The organism is Salinirubellus litoreus (assembly GCF_037335815.1).
GTDB classification, from domain to species: domain Archaea; phylum Halobacteriota; class Halobacteria; order Halobacteriales; family Haloarculaceae; genus Salinirubellus; species Salinirubellus litoreus.
In genome coordinates, this window is sequence record NZ_CP147841.1 from 1976309 (window position 1) to 1998905 (window position 22597).

General features: G+C 70.1%; 26 protein-coding genes and 1 pseudogene. 12 read left to right on the forward strand and 15 right to left on the reverse strand.

The genetic code is table 11. The features are described 5' to 3' along the window. Positions 1–39: 39 nt before the first annotated feature. Positions 40–312 carry a hypothetical protein gene (locus WDJ58_RS09730; RefSeq protein ID WP_338917495.1) on the forward strand — a complete coding sequence of 91 codons (273 nt, stop codon included), beginning with the start codon at positions 40–42 and terminating at the stop codon, positions 310–312. Between the two features lie 207 nt (positions 313–519). Here the strand turns inward: WDJ58_RS09730 and WDJ58_RS09735 are convergent, their stop codons facing one another. Beyond that, a complete protein-coding gene (locus WDJ58_RS09735) occupies positions 520–1770 on the reverse strand; it encodes an HAD family hydrolase (RefSeq protein WP_338917496.1) in 1251 nt (416 codons plus the stop codon). Between the two features lie 143 nt (positions 1771–1913). Here WDJ58_RS09735 and WDJ58_RS09740 point away from each other — a divergent pair, with 143 nt between their 5' ends. From WDJ58_RS09740 to trmB, 3 genes are all read left to right on the forward strand, one after another. Next, on the forward strand, positions 1914–2975 hold the full coding sequence (locus WDJ58_RS09740; protein ID WP_338917497.1) for a glucose 1-dehydrogenase: 1062 nt from the start codon (positions 1914–1916) through the stop codon (positions 2973–2975). Continuing rightward, complete coding sequence (gene gfcR, locus WDJ58_RS09745; protein ID WP_338917499.1) at positions 2972–3619, forward strand: transcriptional regulator GfcR; 648 nt, start codon at positions 2972–2974, stop codon at positions 3617–3619. The genes WDJ58_RS09740 and gfcR overlap by 4 nt, the downstream gene beginning before the upstream one ends. Before the next feature lie 87 nt (positions 3620–3706). Then, positions 3707–4768, forward strand: coding sequence for an HTH-type sugar sensing transcriptional regulator TrmB (trmB, locus tag WDJ58_RS09750; protein ID WP_338917500.1), 1062 nt, complete (start codon positions 3707–3709; stop codon positions 4766–4768). 280 nt (positions 4769–5048) lie between these two features. Here trmB and WDJ58_RS09755 read toward each other — a convergent pair whose 3' ends face one another. After that, positions 5049–5285, reverse strand: a complete 237-nt coding sequence (locus WDJ58_RS09755) for a BolA family protein (protein ID WP_338917833.1) — start codon at positions 5283–5285, stop codon at positions 5049–5051. A gap of 131 nt (positions 5286–5416) precedes the next feature. On the opposite strand from WDJ58_RS09755, the gene WDJ58_RS09760 reads away from it, so the two are divergent. Further along, positions 5417–6676: a carboxylate--amine ligase gene (locus WDJ58_RS09760; RefSeq protein WP_338917501.1), complete on the forward strand. Its 1260-nt coding sequence runs from the start codon at positions 5417–5419 to the stop codon at positions 6674–6676. A gap of 133 nt (positions 6677–6809) precedes the next feature. Here the strand turns inward: WDJ58_RS09760 and fen are convergent, their stop codons facing one another. From fen to WDJ58_RS09775, 3 genes are all read right to left on the reverse strand, one after another. Beyond that, positions 6810–7796: a flap endonuclease-1 gene (gene fen / locus WDJ58_RS09765; protein WP_338917502.1), complete on the reverse strand. Its 987-nt coding sequence runs from the start codon at positions 7794–7796 to the stop codon at positions 6810–6812. Between the two features lie 83 nt (positions 7797–7879). Beyond that, on the reverse strand, positions 7880–8821 hold the full coding sequence (locus WDJ58_RS09770; RefSeq protein WP_338917503.1) for a DUF7260 family protein: 942 nt from the start codon (positions 8819–8821) through the stop codon (positions 7880–7882). 71 nt (positions 8822–8892) lie between these two features. Continuing rightward, on the reverse strand, positions 8893–9576 hold the full coding sequence (locus tag WDJ58_RS09775; RefSeq protein ID WP_338917504.1) for a GNAT family N-acetyltransferase: 684 nt from the start codon (positions 9574–9576) through the stop codon (positions 8893–8895). 75 nt (positions 9577–9651) lie between these two features. Here WDJ58_RS09775 and WDJ58_RS09780 point away from each other — a divergent pair, with 75 nt between their 5' ends. Further along, entirely contained in the window at positions 9652–10074 is a 423-nt protein-coding gene (locus WDJ58_RS09780; protein ID WP_338917506.1) for a DUF3054 domain-containing protein, read from the forward strand. Between the two features lie 58 nt (positions 10075–10132). On the opposite strand, the gene WDJ58_RS09785 is transcribed toward WDJ58_RS09780, so the two are convergent. Beyond that, positions 10133–11401 (reverse strand): MFS transporter, encoded by a 1269-nt coding sequence (locus WDJ58_RS09785; protein ID WP_380661583.1) that lies wholly within the window; start codon positions 11399–11401, stop codon positions 10133–10135. 360 nt (positions 11402–11761) lie between these two features. Between WDJ58_RS09785 and WDJ58_RS09790 the strand changes: the two genes are divergently transcribed. Together WDJ58_RS09790 and WDJ58_RS09795 are read left to right on the forward strand one after the other, a co-directional pair. Then, entirely contained in the window at positions 11762–11980 is a 219-nt protein-coding gene (locus tag WDJ58_RS09790) for a hypothetical protein (RefSeq protein WP_338917510.1), read from the forward strand. Between the two features lie 164 nt (positions 11981–12144). Continuing rightward, the gene (locus tag WDJ58_RS09795; RefSeq protein WP_338917512.1) at positions 12145–13143 is read left to right on the forward strand and encodes an ornithine cyclodeaminase family protein; all 999 of its coding nucleotides are present in this window, start codon (positions 12145–12147) and stop codon (positions 13141–13143) included. A 123-nt stretch (positions 13144–13266) separates the two neighbouring features. On the opposite strand, the gene WDJ58_RS09800 is transcribed toward WDJ58_RS09795, so the two are convergent. From WDJ58_RS09800 to WDJ58_RS09820, 5 genes are all read right to left on the reverse strand, one after another. Beyond that, positions 13267–13569: a hypothetical protein gene (locus WDJ58_RS09800; RefSeq protein ID WP_338917514.1), complete on the reverse strand. Its 303-nt coding sequence runs from the start codon at positions 13567–13569 to the stop codon at positions 13267–13269. A 200-nt stretch (positions 13570–13769) separates the two neighbouring features. Then, on the reverse strand, positions 13770–14891 hold the full coding sequence (locus WDJ58_RS09805) for a presenilin family intramembrane aspartyl protease PSH (RefSeq protein WP_338917515.1): 1122 nt from the start codon (positions 14889–14891) through the stop codon (positions 13770–13772). A 78-nt stretch (positions 14892–14969) separates the two neighbouring features. After that, the gene (locus WDJ58_RS09810; RefSeq protein ID WP_338917516.1) at positions 14970–15197 is read right to left on the reverse strand and encodes an H/ACA ribonucleoprotein complex subunit GAR1; all 228 of its coding nucleotides are present in this window, start codon (positions 15195–15197) and stop codon (positions 14970–14972) included. A gap of 4 nt (positions 15198–15201) precedes the next feature. Next, positions 15202–15480: a signal recognition particle subunit SRP19 gene (gene srp19 / locus WDJ58_RS09815; protein ID WP_338917517.1), complete on the reverse strand. Its 279-nt coding sequence runs from the start codon at positions 15478–15480 to the stop codon at positions 15202–15204. A gap of 161 nt (positions 15481–15641) precedes the next feature. Next, positions 15642–16823, reverse strand: coding sequence for a PGF-CTERM-anchored ABC transporter substrate-binding protein (locus WDJ58_RS09820; protein ID WP_338917519.1), 1182 nt, complete (start codon positions 16821–16823; stop codon positions 15642–15644). Positions 16824–16882: 59 nt separating this feature from the next. Between WDJ58_RS09820 and btuC the strand changes: the two genes are divergently transcribed. Further along, the gene (btuC, locus tag WDJ58_RS09825) at positions 16883–17935 is read left to right on the forward strand and encodes a vitamin B12 ABC transporter permease BtuC (RefSeq protein ID WP_338917521.1); all 1053 of its coding nucleotides are present in this window, start codon (positions 16883–16885) and stop codon (positions 17933–17935) included. Continuing rightward, positions 17932–18720, forward strand: a pseudogene (locus WDJ58_RS09830) (ABC transporter ATP-binding protein); the annotation flags it as partial. The gene btuC and the pseudogene WDJ58_RS09830, both read left to right, overlap by 4 nt. A gap of 65 nt (positions 18721–18785) precedes the next feature. On the opposite strand, the gene WDJ58_RS09835 reads toward WDJ58_RS09830, so the two are convergent. After that, positions 18786–19058, reverse strand: a complete 273-nt coding sequence (locus WDJ58_RS09835; RefSeq protein ID WP_338917524.1) for a hypothetical protein — start codon at positions 19056–19058, stop codon at positions 18786–18788. An 82-nt stretch (positions 19059–19140) separates the two neighbouring features. On the opposite strand from WDJ58_RS09835, the gene WDJ58_RS09840 reads away from it, so the two are divergent. Next, the gene (locus WDJ58_RS09840; protein ID WP_338917526.1) at positions 19141–19860 is read left to right on the forward strand and encodes a CAP domain-containing protein; all 720 of its coding nucleotides are present in this window, start codon (positions 19141–19143) and stop codon (positions 19858–19860) included. Positions 19861–20002: 142 nt separating this feature from the next. After that, complete coding sequence (locus WDJ58_RS09845) at positions 20003–20254, forward strand: hypothetical protein (protein WP_338917527.1); 252 nt, start codon at positions 20003–20005, stop codon at positions 20252–20254. A 546-nt stretch (positions 20255–20800) separates the two neighbouring features. Here WDJ58_RS09845 and WDJ58_RS09850 read toward each other — a convergent pair. The 3 genes from WDJ58_RS09850 to WDJ58_RS09860 all read right to left on the reverse strand — a co-directional run bounded on the left by WDJ58_RS09850 (position 20801) and on the right by WDJ58_RS09860 (position 22328). Continuing rightward, positions 20801–21283, reverse strand: a complete 483-nt coding sequence (locus tag WDJ58_RS09850; protein ID WP_338917528.1) for a cupin domain-containing protein — start codon at positions 21281–21283, stop codon at positions 20801–20803. Between the two features lie 80 nt (positions 21284–21363). Then, positions 21364–21528 (reverse strand): hypothetical protein, encoded by a 165-nt coding sequence (locus tag WDJ58_RS09855; RefSeq protein WP_338917529.1) that lies wholly within the window; start codon positions 21526–21528, stop codon positions 21364–21366. 44 nt (positions 21529–21572) lie between these two features. Next, positions 21573–22328 (reverse strand): alpha/beta hydrolase family protein, encoded by a 756-nt coding sequence (locus tag WDJ58_RS09860; RefSeq protein WP_338917530.1) that lies wholly within the window; start codon positions 22326–22328, stop codon positions 21573–21575. Positions 22329–22597: the final 269 nt, after the last annotated feature.

Consider the following 22597-nt stretch of genomic DNA (forward strand, 5'->3'; position numbering starts at 1 on the left):
TGAGTAAACTTTTTGTCGTTAGGCATACTCTGCCGCACCATGGGCGCAGAAGTCAGGCTCTCCGGTTCGCTGATCGCCCGGGCGGGTGCCCGTCGCGCGACGGTTCCCGTGTCCGAGGAGACCACGGTCGTCGACATCGTCGAGCAGCTCGCCGAGGAGTACGGCCCGCAGGTCAAACCGGCCATCCTCGACGGCGGCCGACTCCGCTCCGACACCGTCGCGTTCCGCGAACTCCCCACGCCGGCAGAGCGGCTCGCGCCGAGCAGTCGGGTCCGTTCGGGCGACACGCTCCGGTTCGAGGTCGCGGACTAGCAACCAAACTTTTGCACGCTCGCTCGGCACTCGAAGAGTGCCTCGCTCGCGGCAAAACTTTGGATTCAAAAACGCGCGACTCGCTCCCGCTGGTCGCTCACCGCGGGTGAACCGCGCTCGCTCCGCTCGCGCGGATGCTCGTCGCAGGGGATGCCCCTCGTGGCGTTCGCTCTCGGAGGATACGCCGAGCACGCTTCCGGTAGTGTGTCACCCCTCCAGCGCCGCGAGCCGATTCAGCGCGTAGACCGTCCGGAGCATCTCGGCCGCGTTCCCGCGGTCGAAGACGAGTTCGTCGGTCGAGCGGACGTGTTCGAGGACGTCCGTCGAGGCGTGCTCGGGGGCGGCCGCGATGCCCGTCCCCGTCTCCGCCAGCCACTCCATCACCCGGAGGTCGCTCTTCGAGTCGCCCATCATCACCGCGAACGGGTCCTCGACGCCGAGCACGTCGAACGCCGCCTCCACGCCGACGACCTTGTTGAGTTCCAGACTGCCGATCTCGGCCGCGTCGGCCTCGTAGTACGCGACGTCGATCCGTTCGAGCACCTCGCGGACCTCCCCTGGAACGTCCGTTCCCCCCTCGTCGACCGTCCCACCGCCCGCTTCGAGCACGTCCCGGATCTCCGGATCCCGCCCGGCGTAGTAGCTCCGGGTCCAGGTACCGGGCTCCGCCGTCTCGATGTCGAGTTCTTCGGCGATGGCCCCACCGAGCAGGTCGAGTTCGTGTACCAGCGCCTCGTCTATCACCTCTCTCGCGCGGTCGCTCCCGGTCTCGAAGTTGGGCTTGAGCGTGACGTTGAACTCGTTGCCCTGGAGGTGGCAGTTCCGGCGCACGGCGTCGGGGGCCTCGGTGAGCACGCGCGAGCGAACCCGGTCGAACACCGACCGGATCTCGGAATCGAGGTCCTCGTAGAGGAGCTGCTTGGTGTCGGGCCCGTGCCCGGGCGTGAACACGCCGGTTCCGGCCTCGTAGACGATGCTCAGCTCCCCCGAGTGGACCATCTCGTTGCCCATCCCCTGGATGGCGAACCCCTTGACGTTCTCCAGGGTCTGTCCCGTGCAGACGACGATGGGCGTCCCCGACTCGTGGAACTCCGTCAGGAGGTGGAGCGTCTCGCGGGGGATCTCGTTGTCCGTGTTCCCCGCCGAGCGGAGCGTCTCGTCGACGTCCAGCACGAGGACCTTCACCTCGCGGCCGTACTTCGTGAACAGGTCGAGCGCGGTGAACGCCTGCTCGCGGGTCGCGTGCGCGGCCACGTCCGCGAGCGTCTCGCCGGCGGTCGGAAACGCCTCACCGATGGCGTCCTCCCGCGTCTCCAGCTCCCGGTTCGCCTCGTCCCAGTGATCGAGCGCGACCCGCGAGTCCATCGGCGGGAGGATGTCCACGAACCGCCGGTAGTCCCGAAGGGTCGCGGTGTCGAACTCCCCGTAGAGCCGGTAGAGCTGGTCGTATCGTTCCATATCTCCGAGTGGTGTCGGGGTCGCCTAAGGGCCGTGGTCGGATCGGCCGAGCTCTCACCCCCCCGGCTCCACTCTCTCCTTCTGTCTGAATATTTACTCGCGATAGGGTAAATCTTTTTGCCCGGTGGCTCCAGAGGGGAGTTATGCAGGCCATCGCCATCACCCGTGGGAGCGACGCCCCCACGATACTGGACCTCCCTCGTCCCGAGCCCTCCACGGGCGAGGCGCTCGTCCGTACCCTCCGGGTCGGCGTCGACGGCACCGACTACGAGGTCATCGAGGGAGGTCACGGTGGATTCCCCGAGGACGAGGAGTTCCTCGTGCTCGGCCACGAGGCCGTCGGGGTCGTCGAGGATCCCAACGACACCTCCCTCGAGGAGGGAGACGTGGTGGTCCCGACGGTCCGTCGGCCGCCGAACGGCGACCCGAACGGCTGGTTCGCCCGCGATCAGGCCGACATGGCACCTCCCGAGGCCACGCTCGAACGGGGCATCGCCGGCGCACACGGGTTCATGTCCGAGTACTTCACCAGCCGCGAGGAGTATCTCCTCCGCATCCCCGAGGAGCTCGCCACGCTGGGCTTTCTCGTCGAGCCGGTGAGCGTCGCCGAGAAGGCGATCGAGCACGCCTACGCCACCCGGTCGGCGTTCGACTGGCGCCCCGAGAGCGCGATGGTCGTCGGCAACGGCTCGCTCGGCCTGCTCACGCTCGCAGTGCTCGACGGCTACGACCGACGGTACTGCGTCGGCCGCCGGGACCGACCGGACCCCACCATCGACATCATCGAGCGGCTGGGGGCGACCTATATCGACTCGCGGCGGACGCCCGTCGACCGCGTGGGCGACGTCCACGAGCCGATCGACTTTGCCTTCGAGGCGACCGGCTTCGCCCGCCATCCCTTCGAGGCCGTCCGCTCGCTCGCGCCAGCGGGCGTCCTCGCGCTGCTCGGCGTCCCCGAACCGTGGACGTTCGAGGTCGACGGCGGCTCGATCCACAAGGACCTCGTGATGAACAACAAGGCGGTCGTGGGGAGCGTCAACTCCGCGAAGCACCACTTCCGGAGCGCGGCCGACCACATCGCGTCGTTCCCAGACTGGTTCGTCGACGCGTTCGTCACGGGCGTCCACCCCGTCGAGGAGTTCGAGGAGGCGTTCGTCGACGACGAAACAAGCATTAAACGGGCGGTCCAATTCGACATACTATGAAGAACGTCGACGACCTGATCGCCGGTGCGGCCGAACTCGCCGAGCGGGGGCTCTCGAAGGGGGAGATCGCGGACGAACTCAACGTCTCCCGGGAGACCGCCTCGTGGCTGGTCGAACGGTCGGGGACCAGTACGCCCGCGGCCGAACCCGCCGAGGAGCGCCGAACCGGCCCGCACGACATCCACGTGGACTGGAGCGCCATCGGTCGGGACTCCGCACGGCTCTCCTACGCCGGCGCGGCGATGGCCGACCTCCTCTCCAAGCAGGGCGAGGACGTCGACCTGACCATCGGCATCGAGAAGGCGGGCGGCCCGCTGGCGACGACGGTCGCGCGCGAACTCGACACGGACCTCGGTGCCTACGCCCCCCGCAAGCACCAGTGGAACGAGGGCGACATCGAGGACGTCGAGAGCGGCGGGACGTTCTCGCGGAACTTCGCGACCATCCGCGAGCGCGAGTGCTACGTCGTCGACGACATCATCACCAGCGGGACGACCATGCGCGAGACGATCGAGGCCGTCCGCGAGGAAGGCGGCGATCCCGTCGCCGGGTGCGTCCTCGTCGACAAGCAGGGCCTCGACGACGTCGCGGGCGTCCCGGTCTACTCGCTGTTGCAGGTGCTCCGCGTCGGCGACGGCGGGTAGCCGGGACGGACCGGGACGGACCGGGACGGACGGCACGGCGTCCCGAGAGGGGCAGAGGCAAGTACCCCGACGCGGTACGGTCGACAAATGGTATCCGAGGAACTCCGCGGGACCCTCGAACGGGTCGGTCGCCGGTTCGACTTCGGCGAGTACGAGTCCGAGGCCTACCTCGTCATCCTTGAGCACGGTCGGCTGACCGCCGCGGAGATCGCCGACCACACCGACATCCCCCAGCCCCGAGTCTACGACACCGTCCGGAGCCTCGCGGACAACGGGCTGGTCGAACTCCGCGAGTCCCGGCCGATGCAGGTGCTCGCGGTCGATCCCGAGGAGTCCTTCGAGGGGATACGAAGCTCGCTCGACGAACTGGTCGAGGAGCTCGCGGCCACGTACACCCAGCCCGCCCGCGACTCCGAGGCGGTCTCGCTCATCAAGTCCCGCTCGACGATCCTCCGCTACCTGGGCGACGTCATCGAGTCGGCCAAGTACGAGCTGGTCATCTCGCTCACCCCGTCGCTGGTCGACCGCTTCGAGGAGGCGCTGCGCGAGCGGCGCGAGGCCGGCGTCAGCATCGAACTGCTCGTCTCGCCCGCCGAGGAGGTCCCGCCGCCGGACGAGTACGACTACACACGGATCGCCACCGCCACCCGCGCCCGACGGGGGGTGACGACGCCCGTCGTCGCCGTCGCCGACGGCACCTACTCCGTCTACGCCACCCAGGACGCCCTCCGCGACGACCGCGACCGCTACGGCGTCATCTTCAACCGCTCGGAGCTGGGATTCCTCGTCTCGGGCTACCTCAACACCGTCGTCTGGACGTCCGCACGCAGGCTGGCGAAGGCCGACCGCGAACGGTCGTTCCCCCGGCGCTACGCCACCATCCGCCGCTGTGTGGAGGACCTCCGCGACGGCTCCGAGGACGGGGAGACGTTCTACGCGTCGGTCAGGGGTCGGGACGTCGTGACCGGCGAGCGACGCCAGGTCTCCGGTCGCGTCGTCGACGTCTCGGTGGGGACGAACCGGGAGACGGCCGCGATCACCCTCGAGTCCGACGGCGAACTGGTCGACGTCGGCGGCCAGGTCGCCGCCCTCGAGGACGTCGAGGCCCACGAGATCATGGTCGGACTCGACGAGCCACCGGGGCTGTAGTCCCGCCCGCCCGTCAGCCGCTCCCGTGGTCCGCCCGTTTCCCGCTGTTCACTTCGCCGTTCCGGACGGAAGTGGCCGCCCTCCGGTCGGCCACCCTGCTCGCGGCTCGATACGCTCGCCGCTCGCTTCTGGGAGGGCTCGGTCGCTCCGTCGGACTCGCTGCTCACGGCTCACCGCGTTCGCCGTTCGCAGTCGAGGCCTCCCGGCGGTCGGCCTCGTACCCTCGACCGACGAGGCCCTCGTTCGCTGACGCTCACGAGGACTCCGCTCCCTGCGCTCCCTACTCCTCGGGCGTCCGCGTCCGGAGCTCAAGCGCGTGGATGTCCCGTGTCAGCCGCCCTTCGAGCGCCTCGTGGACCATCTGGTGCTGCTCGACCAGCGAAACGCCCTCGAACGCCGGCGAGACCACCAGCGCCTCCAGGTGGTCGTCGTCCTCCGGGCCGCGGGCCCTGCGGACCGTGGCCTCGGCGTCCTCGATCGCTCCCTCGATGAGTTTCTCAATCTCCGCGAGGTCCATGCTCATGCCCGACGGCAGGCCCCCGGTCGGGATAAGTACCGTGTCCGATCGCGGATCGAGCGGCGTCCGAGGTACCGACGGGCACTGCCGGTGTCGAACGGCTTTACCCCACTGGAACGGAACCGCGGGCCATGGCCGAGACCTTTCACTCGACCGCGGGGCTACGGTCGGCGCTCGCGGACGCCTCCTTCGACCGCCCGCCCGCGCTCGTCGCCAACGCGCACATCACCGGCCTCGGGGTCGCCCGCGCGCTCGCCGCACACGACGTCCCCGTGATCGCGCTCGACCGGACCGGGCGGGGGGTCGCGCCCCCCTCCGAGGCCGTGGCGTACGCCGGGCAGGTGACCTACCCGCTCGACGACCTCGACGCCTTCCGGGAGGACGTCGAGGACGTAACTACTGAGATCGGACACGAACCCGTCGCGTTCACCTGTATGGACGAGTGGGTCAACGCGTTCGCCGAGGCTCGACCGGAGGGGGTACGCCTCCCGTTCGACCACCGAACGTACGACGCCGTCCTCGACAAGGAGTCGCTCTACGGACGGTGTGCCGACCTCGGGGTCCCGTATCCCGAGACCTACTCGCTGGCGGCGGTCGACCCCGACGAGGCGGCCGACCGTCTCGGCTTCCCGCTCGTCGTGAAGCCGGCCCGGAAGCGCGAGGGCGAGGCGGTGCTCGGCACGAACGTGCTGGAGGTCGACGACGCGGACGAACTGGCCTCGGTCGTCGCCACGGCGGAGGACGCCGACATCCGCCTGCTCCTCCAGGAGCGGATCGACGTCGCCGTCGGCGAGGACCGCTCGGTGGTGAGCTACGTCCCGCCGGCCGGAGTCGAGGACGCCGTCGGTATCGTCGGCAACGCGCGGGTCCGCAACCCGACGGGGTACGGGACGTCCTGTGTCGTCCGTTCCGTCGAGAGCCCGGAGATCGTCGAGCGGGCGTACGGCCTCCTCGACGACGCCGGGTACCACGGCATCAGCGAGGCCGAGTTCGTCTACGACCGCGCACGCGAGGAGTTCGTCCTGATCGACCTGAACACGCGGCCCTGGAAGTGGATCGGTCTCCCGGTCGAGGCGGGGGCGGATCTGCCGTATGCCGCCTACGCCGAGGCCCTCGAGGAGGGAACCGGGGTCCGGGCCGGCGACCGGACCGACGGGGGCGACGCGACGGACGCGACCTGGGTCTACCTGCGGGACTACTTCGAGGTGCTCGCGAGCGAGCCGTCGTTCGCGGACGTGCTCGACCGCGAGACGTGGACGCGCCTCGCCTCGGGCAGGTTCGAGACCGAGCGAGGACTGACGACGGGCGTGTACGCGCCGAGCGATCCTGCGCCGACCGCCCGGCTCGTGGAGACCGAGTTCGGTTCGAACGAGTACTACTGCTCCTGCTGATACGGACGGTTGTAACGATTTCCGGTGGTCGCCGATCCCGTCCGGGCGACCATCGGTAAAGGACTACAACCGTCCGTATGACTCGACGCGGTCCGGTCGTTCGCCGGCGGCCGACCCGCTCGCGTCGCGGTACCTACGTCCACCGGTCGAGCCCGGTCTGCGTGACCGCCTCCTCGATGCGCTCGAACCCGCGTTCGACCTCGCCCTCGGGCACCTCCCACTCCTCGGTGACGTACGCGCGGGCGGCGGCGAGGTCCGGGTCTATCTCCTCGCTGAACTCGTAGTCGTCGGTCACGTCCGGGTTCAGGAACAGTTCGCGAATGTGGTCGGCTCCCTCCACGTACGCCTCGCGAGCGTCCAGTGCACCCCAGAGATCGCCGTGTTCGTGGATCAGTTTCACGGCCGTCTTCGGGCCCACGCCGGAGACGCCCTCGTTGAAGTCCGTCCCCATCAGGATGGCGACGTCGACGAGCTGCTCCCAGGTCAGGTCGTGCTCGTCGAGGGTGGCCTCGAAGTCCATCAGCTCGGGGTCGCCCTTCGAGGTGAGTCCGCGGAGGGTCAGCGGCGCGCCCAGCAGGAGCGTGTCGTAGTCCTCGCTCCCGACGTAGTCGACGTGGTCCCGGCGGGCCATGTGGGCGGCCTGTGCTTCCCCTTCGGCGGGGGCCTCGATCACGGGGACGTCGAGCAGTTCGAGGAGCTCCCGGGAGGTCGTCTGGATGACCTCGGTGAGTCGCTGGGTCCGGGATTCGAGCGTGGAGATCTCGGCCGCGGTGACGTCGTCGCGCTCGCGGGCCGTCTCGAGTTCGGCCTCGTAGCGCTCGCGCTGTTCGCGGCGTTCGGCGACCTCGTCGGCCTTGAGCCCCGAGACGCCGCCGTCGAAGACGAACACGGGGGTGACGTCGCTCTCGAGGAACTTCGCGAGCCCCTGGACGATCCCGATGAGGTTCGCCACCTCCTCGCCGTCGGCGGTCGTGTACGCCCCGCTCCGGGTGAACCGGACGGTGGTCGTCAGGTAGCGGTAGAGCCAGTTGTGCGCGTCGACGGCGACGACCGACCCCGTCAGGTCGCCGAAGGCGACGTCCTCGATGTGTGCGAGCTGTCGGAGGTCCGCGTTTCCCATTGCCCGTTCCCTCGAGCGCCCGGGACAAGAGCGTCCCGCTCGGTCGGCGTAACGGGAGGAACGAGACGCGGGAACGACGGCGTTCAGACCCGGCGCGAGAGCGCGACCGACGTCGAGTCCTGGACGCCACGGACGAGATCGAGCAGGCGGGTCGTCTCCGCGAGCACCGGGTGGGTCACGGGGAGCGAGTCGTAGAGGTACTCCTGGAGGCTGATGGGACCGTCGAGGCGGAGCGGGACGCCGTAGCCGGACCGGATCGTCTCCTGGCGCTCCTCGAGCACCGCCTCACACTCCTGCTCCAGATCGTAGAGGTGTCCCCAGCGGTCCATCAGCTGCTCGAACGAGAGCGACAGCGTCGATCCCCCCTCTATCGACTCGACGTCGGACTCGACGTCGGAGAGGCTCTTGGCGGCCTCCCTGAGCGTCGCCTCCTCCTTCTCGATGGCCCGGACCAGCGAGTTGCGCCTGTCGCGGGCGGTCTCGGCACCGTCGACCAGCGTTCGCCTGAGTCCGGGCGTGAACGCCTCGGCCCCCTCCAGGGCGATGGCGACGCTCTCGCCGAACTCGGCCGAGACGTTCTCCGCGAGCGACTCGCCGTACTCCTCCTCGTAGTGCGGGACCGACATCACGGTCTCGCGGTAGGCCCGCCTGGCCTCCGCCACGTGGTCGTCTGGTGGTCTCCCGCCGCCCCCCGCGAGTGCGAGCGTCCCGGGGCCGGGTCCCGATCCCGGCACTCCCTGGTTCGCGCCGTTCCCCCCTGCGGCGTACCCCTGTCCGGCCGTCACGTCTACGTCGGCGACGCGCCGGACGAACCGGGCGAAGGCGTCGCGCTCGTCACTGGCGCGCTCGCGCTCGTCTCGGAGGACGGCCCGCGCGTCCGGGATGAACGCAAGCGTGGCGAGGGCGAAGACCGTCAGCGCCGCGAGACCGATCCACATAAGCGCCTGCGTCAACAGCGCGGCGGAGAAGCAGCCGGCGGGCGAACAGATCGCCTCGGCTCCCATTGCGCTTTCCGTCGATATCATAGTGGCGACGACGGGGGACAAAGTCATGCTATTGCGTGTCAATACGCGGGGGAGGTAAATAACGTACCGGGTCAGTTGCGGAACGTTCCAACCGTGCCGACCCGTGCAGGGGGCGTCTCCCCCCGGGACTCGAGGAACGACCGTTCGGCCTCGCTCGCCTCGCGTTCGGGGGCCCTGAACCGGTCGAGACCCGCGCGGTACCGCTCGGCCGACCGCCCGTCGGGGGCGGGCCACTCACAGACGAGTTCTGCGAGTCCCGTCTCCTCGCCGGTCCAGCCGAACCCCGACCGATAGGCCGCCTCGTAGGAGAACGCGTTGTTGACGCCGATTCGGATCCGGTCGTACCCCCGCTCGTCGGCCCGATCACACAGGAATCGCAGCAACTGCGGGCCGAGCCCTTCCCCCTGACGATCGTTGCGAACCGTCACGTACCGGATACACAGTACCTCCGGGTCCGTCCGGTCCTCGCTGAACGCCACCGCCGCGAGGATGGACGCGTCCGGCGACCAGCCCTCCTCCTCGGCGGCGCGTGCGAGCCGCTCGCGGTCCGCCTCGTCGAGGAGGGCGTCGGCAACCGTGTCCGCCCCGTCCGTCCCGTCCTTTCCTTCGTCCCCGGAGGGAGGGTCCCCGGCGTCGAGGAGGACGGCCTTGCCCGTCGAGGACATCACGAACTTCCCCGCGTAGGCGAACGCCCTGTAGTCGAGTCGGAGTCGGGGGCCCGGCGGCCACCCGAGCACCGCGGGGACGGGGGTCATATCCGATCCCACGGGTGCGAGGGGTATGTACGCTGTCCCGAACGAGTGAAGTCACGTCACCCCGAACGGGCCCCCATGAGCACCGGAACCGACACCGCCCTCGGCGGGCGGGTCGAACTGTCCCCGCTCACGGCCGCGATCGCCGGCGTCGACGTCCTCCTCCTGCTGACGTTCGTCGTCCTCGGCGAGTTCAGCCACTTCGGCGTGACGCCGACGGCGTTCGCCCGCGCGCCCGGGACCGCCGCCCCGTTCCTGCTCGGGTGGGTCGTCCTCGCGCCGCTGGTCGGCGTCTACGCCCCAGCCGCCAGGCGCTCGGCGCGCGCGGCGGCCGTCCGGACGGCTGCCGCCTGGGTCGGGACGGTCGCCGTCGCCCAGACGCTCCGCTCGACGGCTGCCTTCCCCGGGGACTTCGCGGTCGCGTTCGCCGTCGTCTCGCTCCTCGTGGGGCTCGCCCTCCTGCTTCCCTGGCGCGTGCTCGTGGCGAGCCGGTTATCGTAGCGTTTGGACGTCTTGCACCCGCGTAATCGGGTCACGGGCGTCGGATGTGGGCTCGTACCTACGCGACGGTCGGCCCGCTCGTCCGCCGTCGTCGGTAGAGCGCGAGCCCGCAGAGCGCCGCGAGTCCCGCCAGGACGGCGAGGACGACGAACAGGGCACCCGGGTCGGCCACGGTGAGGACGAACCCCGCGAGCGCGCCGCCGAGCGCGCCGACGCCGAACACGCCGAGGTAGGTGTAGCCGTACGACAGCCCGCGGGCCTCCGCCGGGGTGTACTCGGCGATGGTCGCCTGGTAGAACGGCTGGACGACGAACAGCGCGAACCCCAGGACGGAGCCGACGGCCAGGAGGGGACCGAGCCCGAGACTCGCGACCGGGAGGAACAGGAGCGCGAACAGCGCGAGCGTTGCGTAGCCGGCGACCAGCCCCAGCTCGACGGGGACGCGGTCGGTCGCCTTCCCGCCGACGTACTGGCCGAGGACGCCGACCATCAGCAGGCCGGAGTAGACGTACTGCTGGGGTTCGAGCGGCCGCGGATAGCCCGCGACCTCGATCGGCTGGAGCGACGGGAACCGACCCAGGAGGTCGGGGAGGAAAGTGAGCACGCCGCGGTAGTAGAGACCGGAGAGCATCGCGACACCGAACGCGAGCACGAACGCCGAGGCGAACAGCACCCGGGAGTCGGCGAGGAACTCCCCGAGCGAGGCGACCGAGCCGGACGCGCGGGCCTCCCCCGCTCCCTCGGAGTCGCCGCCGTCGGCCGCCGTCACGGCCGCGGTCTCGTCGACGTCGACGCGGGCGGCCGCGAACGCCCCGACGAGGGCCGGAACCGCGAGCAGGCCGACGACGACCCGCCAGTCGCCGACGACGAAGAGGAGTATCGCCGTCACGAGCGGACCGACCGCGATGCCGAGGTTGCCGGCGACGCCGTGGTAGGCGAACGCCGAACCGCGCTCGTCGACGCCCTTCGAGATCAGCGAGAGCCCCGCGGGGTGGTAGACGCTGGCGGCGACCCCCCAGACGAACAGGGCGACGGCCACCCAGAGCAGGCTCGGCGCGAGCGCCAGGCCGCCGAACGCGACACCCATGCCGACGAGACAGCCGACGATGAGCCGCTTGGAGCCGTAGGCGTCGGCGAGCACGCCGCCCGGGAGCGCGCCGATCCCGAACGGGGCGTACCCCGCCGTCAGCACCGCGCCGAGGACGAACGCCGTCGCCGGGAACGTCCCGAGGAGGGGGACCTCGAGGGCCACGAACTCCTCGGCCCACACGAGCAACAGTAGCGGCAGCGAGAGCTCGTAGGTGTGGACCGCCGCGTGTGCCAGCATCACCAGCCCGGTGATCGCCCGGTCGTTCCGGTTCACGGGCGCACTCGCCGACCGTGACGCTTCAACACGTCGGTCCGGCGGCGCGCTCGCCGGGTCGCTCCCCTTCCGGGTCCGAGCACCCGATCCCACGCCACCCATCGCCCGACCTCTCCGGACTGCCGAGAGGTCTCAGGGTCGACGGGTCGGTCGAACTGTCCGTTTCGAAGAAATCTCCGCAGTCGTGCGCTTATGCCGAGGTAACCACGTCATAAGTTACGAGAAACATCTCCATATAGTACGGAGTGGCAACGAGTCGCCACCGGGTTGGGTACTGGCGGAATATGGGGAAGATTAATACCGTATTCACTATTATGATGTATTATGACGGGATACTACGACGTCGTTCTCGGACTGATTCCGCTCGGACTCGGGACCATCGCCGCCGCCATGACGCTCCTCGGGTTCGAACTGACCGTCGCCGTTCCCGTCGGTTCGGTGTTCGCCCTCGTCCTCATCTGCCACGCCATGTTCGTCCGGGCACCCACCGACGCCGCTCCCGAGGTCGAGCCGGCCCGCGGGCCGGCGCCCGCCGCCGACTGAATCCGATTCCACCTCTTCTCCCCTCGCTTCTCGTCTTCTTCTTTCCTTCTCCCCTCGCTGCTGTTCCTCCCCGCCGCCGCCGCTTCCCGACCAGCTCCGGTACCCGCGTCGGCGGCCGCCGCCCGGTCAGAGGGACTAAGCCACTTCCGGGGGTAGGCGGGTACATGACCGACGTCCGGTTTCTCACCAGCGAGGACGTGAACGGCCTGGCGACTCCCGCCGAGTACGTCGACGCCGTCAGGGAGGGCTACCGCGACCGGGGGGAGGGCGCGCCCGCGGAGCCGCGGACGAAGCTCGTCAGCGCCGACCCGCCGGGGATGCTCACGGGCTACATGGCCGTCCTCCCTGGCGTGGGGGCGATGGGGGGGTATGTCTACGCCGCGGGGTTCGGCGACCGTGACGCCCACTTCTTCCTCCAGCTGTTCGACGCCGATTCGGGAAAGCCGCTGGCGCTGTTCGACGGCGCGTCGCTCAACCCGTACAAGACGGGCGCGGCCGGCGCGGTGGGTGTGGAGGCGCTCGCCCGCCGGGACGCCGAGACGCTCGGCATCATCGGGAGCGGGGCGCAGGCCCGCGGCCAGGTCCGTGCCACGACGACGGTCCGCGAGTTCGATCGGGTGAACGTCTACTCGCCGACGAAGGCGAACCGGGAGGCGTTCGCCGCCGAGTTCAACGAGGAACTCGACGCCTCCGTGGGCGCGGTCGCCTCCAGCGCCGCGGCGGTCGAGGGTGCCGACGTCGTGATCACGGCGACGAACGCCGCCGAGCCCGTCTTCGACGGCGACCTCCTCGACTCCGGCACGCACGTCACCACGATGGGCCAGTACGACCCCGAGAAGCGCGAACTCGACGCGACGACGATCGCACGGTCGAAGTACGTCCCCGACCTGCGCGACCGGGCGTTCAGCGACGCCGGGGCGTTCCTCGGGGCCATCGAGGAGGGTGCTGTCGACGAGGCCCACGTCCACGCCGAACTCGGCGAGGTCGTCGCGGGCGTCGAACCCGGCCGGGAGGCCGACGACGAGGTGACGGTGTTCGACAGCGGCGGGACGGCCATCGAGACCGTCGCCGCCGCCCACATGCTCTACGAGAAGGCGGTCGAGGCCGACGTCGGGAGCGGGATCGAGATGTTCCCTGCCAGCGAGGCGCTGACCGGGGAGTGAGCGATCGACCGGCGGGCCCGGACGGGTTGCCGGTCGCGTATCGGATGGAGGGCCGAAGCGTTCGAGCCAACGGTTCTCGCGGGGAGTGGAGGGCCGAAGGGATCCGCGGGAGGTTCGATCGAATCAGTCCGACGGCCGTGGCCGACCGCCGTCGTCCCCGCGGAGCCGCGAGCGGATGCGGGCGCGGACGGTCCCGTCGGCGATCTCGTTGCCCCGGAGGTGGAGCGGGTGTCCCGACCAGCGGACCGTCGCCGACCGCTCGGCGAACGCGAGCGAGACGAGCAGCGGGAGGACGACCAGCGCCAGCGGGAGCAGGGCGAGCAGGACGAGCGCCCCGAACGCGGCGGGGTGAGCGAGTAGACCGGTGGCCAGCCAGCCCACGACGAGCGTGGCGACGGCGGCCTCGACGTAGCGGAGTCCGTACATTCGTTCTCACCGGGGGCGATCCCCGTGTGTGACTGGAGGGGCCCCGTGACCAAAAGTGTAATCTGAAATACGTTTCTGTAGGCCGTGTTACTGAAATCCGTTTCACCTCCCCCAGCGTCCACGGGCCCTGCGTTTCCGCGCCCGCCGCGTTCGGTCGATCCCGTGAATATCGGTCGGGTCGGCTGGCGACCGCGCGCGGATCAGACGTACGGCGCGAGGCCGAGCGCCGTCACGAGGGGGACGCCGGCGAGGAGCGACCCGCCGAGGTAGCCCGCGATGGCCCCACCGTTGAGCAGCGGGAGGCCGGCGTGGGCCTGGCCCTTCGCCACCTGGTACATCAGCACCAGGAGGCCGAGGATGGTCCCGATCATGGCGGTCAGCGCGGGCAGGGTGAGCGCGAGCCCCGAGGCGAGCGCGTCGACGCCGCCGGGCGCGAAGAACCCGGCGCTGGCGACCAGGACCGCCGGCATGACCGCGTCGCCCAGCCCGATGAAGAACGCGTCGCGCTCGAACGCCGAATCGGGCCCTTCCTTCTCCTCCTCCTCTTCCTGACCCCCGTCGGGCTCCTCGGCCGCGTCCGAGACGTCGGGGTCGGTCGCGGCGTGCTCGTCTCCACCGTCTCCGCCGTGCCCGGCATGTCCGCCGTGCTCGCCGTGTTCGCCGCCGTCCGGAGCGGTCGCGGCACCGTCCCCGTCCTCGTCGTCGACGCTCGCCGGCGGGGACGAGTCGAGGAACGAGTACGACAGCGTGAGCGGGAACACGAGGACGACGGGCAGTCTGAGGTCCATCACGCCCGAGGCGAGGGTGAGCATGTGCTCGGTGCCGTAGACGCTGATGGCGTCGTAGACGGCGAGCACCGAGAGGAGGACGATCGCGGGCAGGACGCCGAAGCTGATCCCGAACAGCCCGGCCGCGCCCATCCCCATGACCACCCCGGCGACGTCGATGACGTACCACTCGGGATGGACGTAGAGGCCCGCGACGACGAGCAGGGAGAGGACGCCCGCGGGGACGTTGAACCCGTAGACCGTCACGAAGGGCGGAACGAGAACGGTGAAGACGAAGAACGTGATGTAGCCTGCCGAGAGCACCACGAGCCCGCGGATGAGCCCGTCGACGCCGAACCGGAACGCGGCGAGCATCACCGCCGTCGCGACGAGGATCCCGCCGATGTAGATGAAGCTGTTCGTGGGGTCCGAGGGGTTCTCGGTCGCCTGGAAGCCGGCCGACCTGAAGGGCTCGACGAGCGCGAGCGCCCCCACCTGCACGAGGAGGAATGTCCCGACGATGGCGGCGATCACGGCGAGCGTCCGACGGTCCATGTCCGGGTTCAGACTCCCGGGGTATTGGGCGTTCGGACTCCTCGTCACCCACCGGGGTGACGGGCACACCGTGCTCTCCTACCTCGCGTAGAGCGGCCGGCCGAGCAGGAGCGCCGGGCTGACGCCGTCGTCGGGACTCACCGCCAGGAACGGCCGCTCGACGGGACCGAACACGTCCACCACTCGTCCCACCTCCTCGAGATCCTCGTCGACCACCGCGGTCCCGAGCCGGGGGTGTTCCCCGTCCGGACAGCGGACGACCGCGAGCCCCTGGGCGGTCCGGACGACCTCGCCGACACGCCTCATCGGCTCACGCCCGTAGCGCGCCGAGGTACGCGCCGACGGCCTGCAGGAGGTCGGACTTGCCGGCGTCGTCGGCGTTCTGGACCAGTACTCGGCCTCTGGGTTCGTACTCCCGGGAGTAGGTCACGTCGGGCTCGACCACCGCGTCGTAGCCGACCTGCTGGACCGCCCGTGCGATCTCCTCGGGGTCCGGGTCCGGGACCGCCAGCTCGAGCGGGACCCGGCGACCCTCCGCCCGCGAGAGATCCGCGTCGAGGTAGGCGGGGTAGATGACGTTCTCGACCATACCGGGGGTGGCGCGGGATGCCGTAAGCCCCTTTCGGAGGGTCGCGGGCGCGACAAGCGGGTGTCGTGTGAGCAGGGGGGGAGAAGCCCGCGGGTATCGGGTGACCGAACGTCGAGGTGGTAGCGATCCGTCCGGCGGGGAGAGCCGCTAACCGGGGGGGCCTACCGACGCCTCGCGACGAGCAGCGCGGCCCCAACCAGCGCCACCAGCGCCCCGACGACCCCGAACCCGGGACCATCGCCGTCCGTGCCCCCGGGTGTCGTCCCGGGTGGTGTCGTCTCGTCGGGCGTCGCGCCGGGCGTCGTGGTCGCCATCACGGTGTCGGAGACCGTTCGCGTCGGGGTCGGCTCCGGGGTCGCCGCTGCGGTCTCACCCTCGGGGGTCGGCGACGGCGTCGACGTCGAGTTCTCGACTGCGGCGAACGCCGTCGAGAGGGTCCGCATCGGTTCTACGACCCGTGGGGCCGGCTGCTGTATCAGGTTCGTGTCCACCCGGACGATCCGGTCGTTCCGGTAGGCCGCCGTCGAGTTCCAGGGCTCGCCCGAGGGCACCGCCGAGTCGTCGGTGACGACCACGACCTCGGGGTTCCGTTCGGCGACCAGTTCGAGGTTCACCTGCCGGTAGCCGGTGACGCCGGCCTCGGCGGCGACGTTCCGTCCACCGGCCGCCTCGACGATCTCGTTGGTGAACGTCCCCTGTCCGGCGGTGAAGTTGAAGAAGTAGTAGAACACCCGCGGGTTGTACCGCTCGCTCGCGTTCTCACGGATGCTCTCGACGCTCGCGTCGAACGCCTCGCTGACCGAGCGGGCCCGCTCGCACTCCCCCGCGAGCCGCCCGTACAGCGAGACCTTCTCCGTGATGGAGGCGAGCGAGGAGGGGAACCCGCTCTTGTAGACGGTGATCCCGGCGTTTCGGAGCGACTCGACGGTCTCGTTGGGAACGACGTTCGGCGCGACGACGAGATCGGGGTCGAGCGCCACCACCCGCTCGCGGTTGACCGAGCCGTCCTCGTTGAGCACGCCCGTCTTCTCCCGCGATCCGTTCAGGTACTCGGTGTACGGCCGGACGGGCATCCCGACGACGCGATCCTGGATACCGAGTTCCCACATCACCTGAGCGGCCGAGGCCTGTAACACGACTATCCGCCCGGGCTCCTCGGAGACGGTCACCTCGGTCCCCGTCGCGTCGGTGGCGGACGCGGGGAACGAACAGTCCGTCTGCGCGGCGTGGGCGAGCGCTCCCCCCTCCGTCGCGGTCGGTGCGGCGCTGGTGCTGGCGGGGAGGGCGGCGAGGCACACCAGCAGCGCGAGGACGAGGACTGCCGTCCGTGTCGGCTGTCGCATACGCCGGGCGTCGGCGTTATGCAATAAGTATTTACCTAATCCAAACACAGTTGCGTTCCATGCACCGGCGAGCGCGGGCCGCGGCGTGGTCGGGGGGGTTAGGGACGGCCCTCGTCCTCGCCATGCTCGTCGCCGCGACGATCGGGCCGGTCCGCATCGGGCTCGCCGAGGTGGCCCGGGCGACGCTCAACGCGCTCGTCCTCCCCGTCGGGATCGAGGGTCCCGGTCTCCGGTGGATCCACCCGTTCGCCTTCGAGGTCGAGCGGACCCACCAGGTGATCGTCGGCGACCTCCGGCTCCCGCGGATCGCGCTGGGCGCGGTAGTTGGATTCGCGCTCGCTACCGCCGGGACGGTGATGCAGGGGTTCTTCCGGAACCCGATGGCCGACCCCTCGATCATCGGCGTCTCGACGGGTGCCGCCGTCGGGGCGGTGGCGACCATCGTCTTCCCGCTCGCGGTGCCGTTCTCGCTCCAGTGGGCGGCGTTCGCCGGGGCGCTCATCGCGGGGTTCGGCGTCTACCTGATCGCCAGCGAGGGCGGCCGGACGCCGGTGGCGACGCTCCTGCTCGCTGGGGTGGCCGTCCAGACGTTCCTCGGGGCCGTGATCTCGTTTCTCATGCTGTTCGCGGGCGACAGCCTCGAACGCGCGGTCTACTGGCTGATGGGCCACCTCCACACGAGCACCTGGCCGAAGGTCTGGTCGGTCCTCATGGTGGCAATCCCGGCCTACGTGCTCGTCCGGGTCCACGCGCGGGACCTGAACGCCCTCCTGCTGGGGGAGGCCGACGCCCACACGCTCGGGGTGGAGGTCGAGCGGACCAAGCGGGTGCTACTCGCCGCGTCGAGCCTCGCGACGGCCGCCGCCGTCGCCGCCGCGGGCGTCATCGGGTTCGTCGGCCTGGTCGTCCCGCACGTGATGCGCCTGCTGGTCGGCCCCGACCACCGCGTGCTCCTCCCGACCTCGGCGCTGGCCGGGGCGACGTTTCTCGTTGTCACCGACACGGCCGCCCGGGCCGGCCCCGCCGAACTCCCCGTCGGCATCGTCACCGCGGCGCTCGGCGCGCCCTTCTTCCTCTACCTCCTGCGCGACCGTGAGGTGCACGAACTGTGATCGGGATCGAGGACCTCACCGTCGAACTCGGCGGCCGCGAGGTCCTCCAAGATCTCTCGCTGTCGGTCCCGTCCGGGGAGTTCCTGGGGCTCGTGGGGCCGAACGGGGCCGGGAAGACGACGCTCCTGCGGACGGTCAACGGGCTGGTCGAACCCGCAGGTGGCCGGGTCGAGGTGGCCGGCGAGCCCGTGGCCGGCCGGTCGGCGAGGGATCTCGCCCGGCGCGTGGCGACGGTTCCCCAGGAGACGTCGCTGGGGTTCGACTTCACCGCCCGCGACGTGGTGGCGATGGGCCGGACGCCCCACCAGTCGCGGTTCGCCGCGGCCGACGAGGGGGACCGCTCGGCCGTCGAGCGGGCGCTCGACCGCACCGAGACCGCGGCCTTCGCCGACCGACCCGTGGGCGAACTCTCGGGCGGCGAGCGACAGCGCGTGCTCATCGCCCGCGCGCTCGCCCAGGAGACGCCCGTCCTCCTGCTCGACGAGCCGACCGCGAGCCTCGACATCAACCACCAGGTCGCGACGCTCTCGCTCGTCCGCGAACTCACCTGCGAGCCGACCGACGAGGGGGGACGGAGGGGTTCACGGACGGCCGTCGCCGCCATCCACGACCTCGACCTCGCGGCCCGGTTCTGCGATCGGCTCGCGCTCGTCGCCGACGGGGAACTGGTGGCCGTCGGGCCCCCCCGGGAGGTGCTCACGGCCGAGCGGCTCGAACGGGCCTACGGCGTCCGAACGGTCGTGAGCGACCACCCCACTACCGGAGCGCCGACCGTGACGGCGCTCGGTCCCGGCGAGGGGCTCTCCGCCGTGCGGTCGGCGGACGAACTGTCCGCGGCGGCCGACGACGACTAGCGCCGGGCGAGCGCCTCGCCGAGCGCGGCACCGACCATCAGCGGGAGGGTGAGCGATAGCGCCATCACGAGCACCAGGGTAAACCAGCGGGGACCGCCGGGCGGCCAGAGCCGGGGGAGGACCGCGAGGAGCGTCCCACGGAAGACCAGCAGGCCGACCGCGAGCCCGACGAGTCCACCGGCGACCCGGAACCGCGTCCGCCGCTCGACCGCCGGGACGGGCTCGGGATCGGCCCACTCGCGCTCCTCCGGTCCCTCGGGGTCGGGCATGGACGAGTTCGGCGTCGGGCGTGTTTTTCACTGTCGGTTATCGACCGTAGCTTAATCACCGATCCTCGGGAACTCGTTCCCGATGGTCAACAAGGTCGCGCTGGGTATCCTCGCGGTCATCGTGCTGACGGCGATGACGGTGGGTGGTCTCGTCGGGCTCCAGCTGAACGACGACGGCACTCCGAGCGAGGCGACCCCCCAACCGGATTCGACCCCGACTCCGAACCCCGCGGCGGGGACCCCCGGAGGGGACGGCGGCGGTGACGATGGGACGCCCACTCCTACCCCCACTCCAACCCCTGCGGTATCGGCTTCGGACTTCGACGAGACGGCGATAGCGGAGGGCGTCCGGACGGCGATCAACGTCCAGCGGGCGGACCGCGACATGGAGTCGCTCAGGAGCGACGAGGTCGTCAACGAGATGGCCCGGAACCACAGCCTGACCATGAGTCGGGAGGGGAACGTCACGCACGACGCCGGCGGGCTGACGACCATGGAACGGTACCGGGCGTTCGACCTCGACACCCGGTGTCGCGTCCCCGATAACTCCTACACGGGGATCCGCGACGGCGAGGCCCTCGAGACGATCGACCGGAAGACGCTCGGGACGAACTACACCTCCCGCGACGGCCGGACGCGGAGCATCGAGAACGAGACGGTGGCCGCGCGGGCCGTCGTCGACTCCTGGTTCACCAGCGAGGAGGAGCGACGCAAGCTCCTCCTCCGGGAGGCTACTGTCGCCGGCGTCGGGACTGTGGTCACCGAGGAGGGCGAGCTCTACGTGACGGTCGACCTCTGCTGATACCGCCGGTCCCGCCCTCGCGGAGCGACTGGCAACCCCTTGTGGGGAAACCCCTCGGACGACCCGCCTCGGGCGGCCGGGGACGACCGGACGACCAACACTGTTATATGCTACCGTGTCGCAATACCTGCCGTGAGTGGCGATGCGGCCTGACTGGCTCCGGACGGCGGACGAGCGGATACTCCGCTACTTCGAGGCGAACCCGCCGGACTACGTCCCGCTGATGGCGAGCCGGCTCAACGTCCACCTCGAGTACGCCGAGCGCCGGGTGGCCCTGCTCGTCGAACACGACCTCCTCCGGCCGGTCACCAACGAGCGGATATACACCGTCACCGATCGGGGGCGACGGCTCCTGGAGACGACCGACGGGGCCGCCGTCCCCGCCGAGGAGTGACGGGAACCGCGCGATCGGGGAACTACGGGGTCGTCGGGTGGAGGCCCCAACCCGACGGGCCGTCTCCTGTGCGAGGATCACTCCCGGTCGCCGCTTCGGCGCGCCCGACTCGACGCCGCCCGCTCCGGTACGGCGGCTGGCGGTTCGATGACGGCGGCTCGGGAGGGCGAGAGGGGATCGGGGATCGAGAGACGAACGACCGGCGAGCGGACGTCAGCTAGCTGTTCCCGCGGGTCGAGCGCGCCTTCCTGATCTCGGCCCCGTCGCGGAGCTTGTCCTCGCACTGCGGACAGACCCGGACCGACTCCATCCCCGTCGGCGCGAACACTCGTACATAATTTTCGGTGACAAACGATTCACAGTTCAGACACCTTGGCATACGAGTTACCGTGCAGCCCCCCGGTTTGTACTTTTCCGTACCTCTCGCCCTGCTGTCGGGTTGGGCTCGTAGGGATTATCGTAGCCTGCCGGGGGATTCGATCCGCCACCGTACTCCGGTCGCGTGATCTCGGCTAGGGAAGCTATGAGTAACACCGATAATCCCTATCAGAGCGTGAACGACGTCCCGCAGTCGTTACAGGTGAGCTCGAACCGACCCTCGTCGGTCAGCGTCGTCGCGTGTCCGGTCTCCTCGCCGCACTCCCGGCAGTCGACGATGGATTCGAGGTCCTCCCAGTCGTGCCTGGAGTCGGGCGCGCCGAGCGCCCACCCGACGGCGCGCTCGTCGCCGGAGTTGTAGCCGGTCTGGTACTCGCCGGGCGCGAACCGGATCAGTTCGCGCTCTCCCACCAGGATCTCCTCGCGCTCGCGGCCGACCTCGAACGTGGCCTCACCGGACTCCAGGTAGAACACCTCCTCCTGGTCGTGGTGGGTGTGGAGCCCGCCGGAGAACGACTCGCCGGGTTCGAGCTCGAAGTAGTTCATCGCGAAGTCGGTCGTTCCGAGCACGCTCGAGACGGGCTTGCGGACGCTGTGGACGTCGAGCGGGTTCCTCTGTACGTCGACGTCCTCGATGGCGACCTTCTCCATGCGAGCACGGTCCGACGGCTCGAATATAAACCCCGGGAGGGTGGCGGCCCCTCGTTCCCCGCCCGTCGTCGACGCGCGGGTCAGCCGGCGAACTCCTCCTCGCGGAGCTCCCGGCTCTCGGTCGGCTCATCGACCTCCTCCTCCCCCGTGAGGGTCATCGGAACGTACCGGAACGCCGCGTACGTGAGCAGCGCCATCATAGCGATCGTTACTCCGACGAGGGCGACCGTCACTTCTGCGGACATACCCGTGGTTCGAACGCGGCTACACAAGAACCCGCCGCTCGTTCTCAGTCCAGGAGGCCGACGTGGTATCGCAGGTCGTAGGGGTGGTGTCCCGAGAGCCACTCGAAGACGAGTTCCTTCGAGCGCCGGTCGGCCCGGACCCCGTCGTGATCGACGGGGAGGACGACGTTCTCCTCGGCACCCTCCAGCGCCGGGCTGTCCGCACACCGCCAGAACAGCGGGTCCTCGGTCCCGCGGACGGTGTAGTAGTCGATCTCCCCGGGGGTCTCGTCCTCGTTGAGCCGCGAGAGGGGGTGGTCCGCGTCGTCCACGTAGTCCGCCCTGAGGAACGGGCTCATCCGGTAGGTCCCCCGGGTGAGGCCGGCGTCGGCGGCCCACGAGGAGAGCACCGTCCCGTGGTTCGCGCCGGCGAGCCCGACGAACGCCTCCACCCAGTCGTAGCGGTCGTGTTCGTAGAGCCAGTAGCGGGTGCCCGTCACGCCGAGGCTGTGGGCGACCACCGCCACCCGCTCTCTCCCCGTCACCTCGCGGACGTGCCCCACGAAGTCGTCGAGCTGGTCGGCCATCGACGGGTGGCTCGGGCTCCCGTCGTCGAACGTGATCGCCCAGAGGGCGTCCCCCCGATAGCTCCGCTTCAGGAAGAACTCCGCGTGGCCCTCCCAGTCACAGGCGTCCCGCTGGTTCCCGTGGACGAACACCACGGGCGTGTGCTCGGTCCCGGCGTCGGTCCCGTGGTACATGTGGCCGCCCCACCCACCGTACCCTCCCTCACTTTTCCAGGGGAGCCGTGAGTCGTCCATTCGATCCATCCTGCACCCTACGGAGCAGCCGCCACGTCGGCGCGCGGCGCGGAGGCCCCGCAGGTTCTCCATCAGTTCGCGGGAGATGGGCATCCCGCGAGTCGGCGTACCGAGTGACACGTTGCCAAACACCAGTCGGCCCGACTATAAGTATATTGCATACGACTCGGCGAGGACGGCGGGTTTTCCGGCATCGATTGCCGTTACGTGTCGGCTATCTGTATCGTTTCAACGCCGTCGTCCCGGAACGATGGCGGGACGTACCGGAG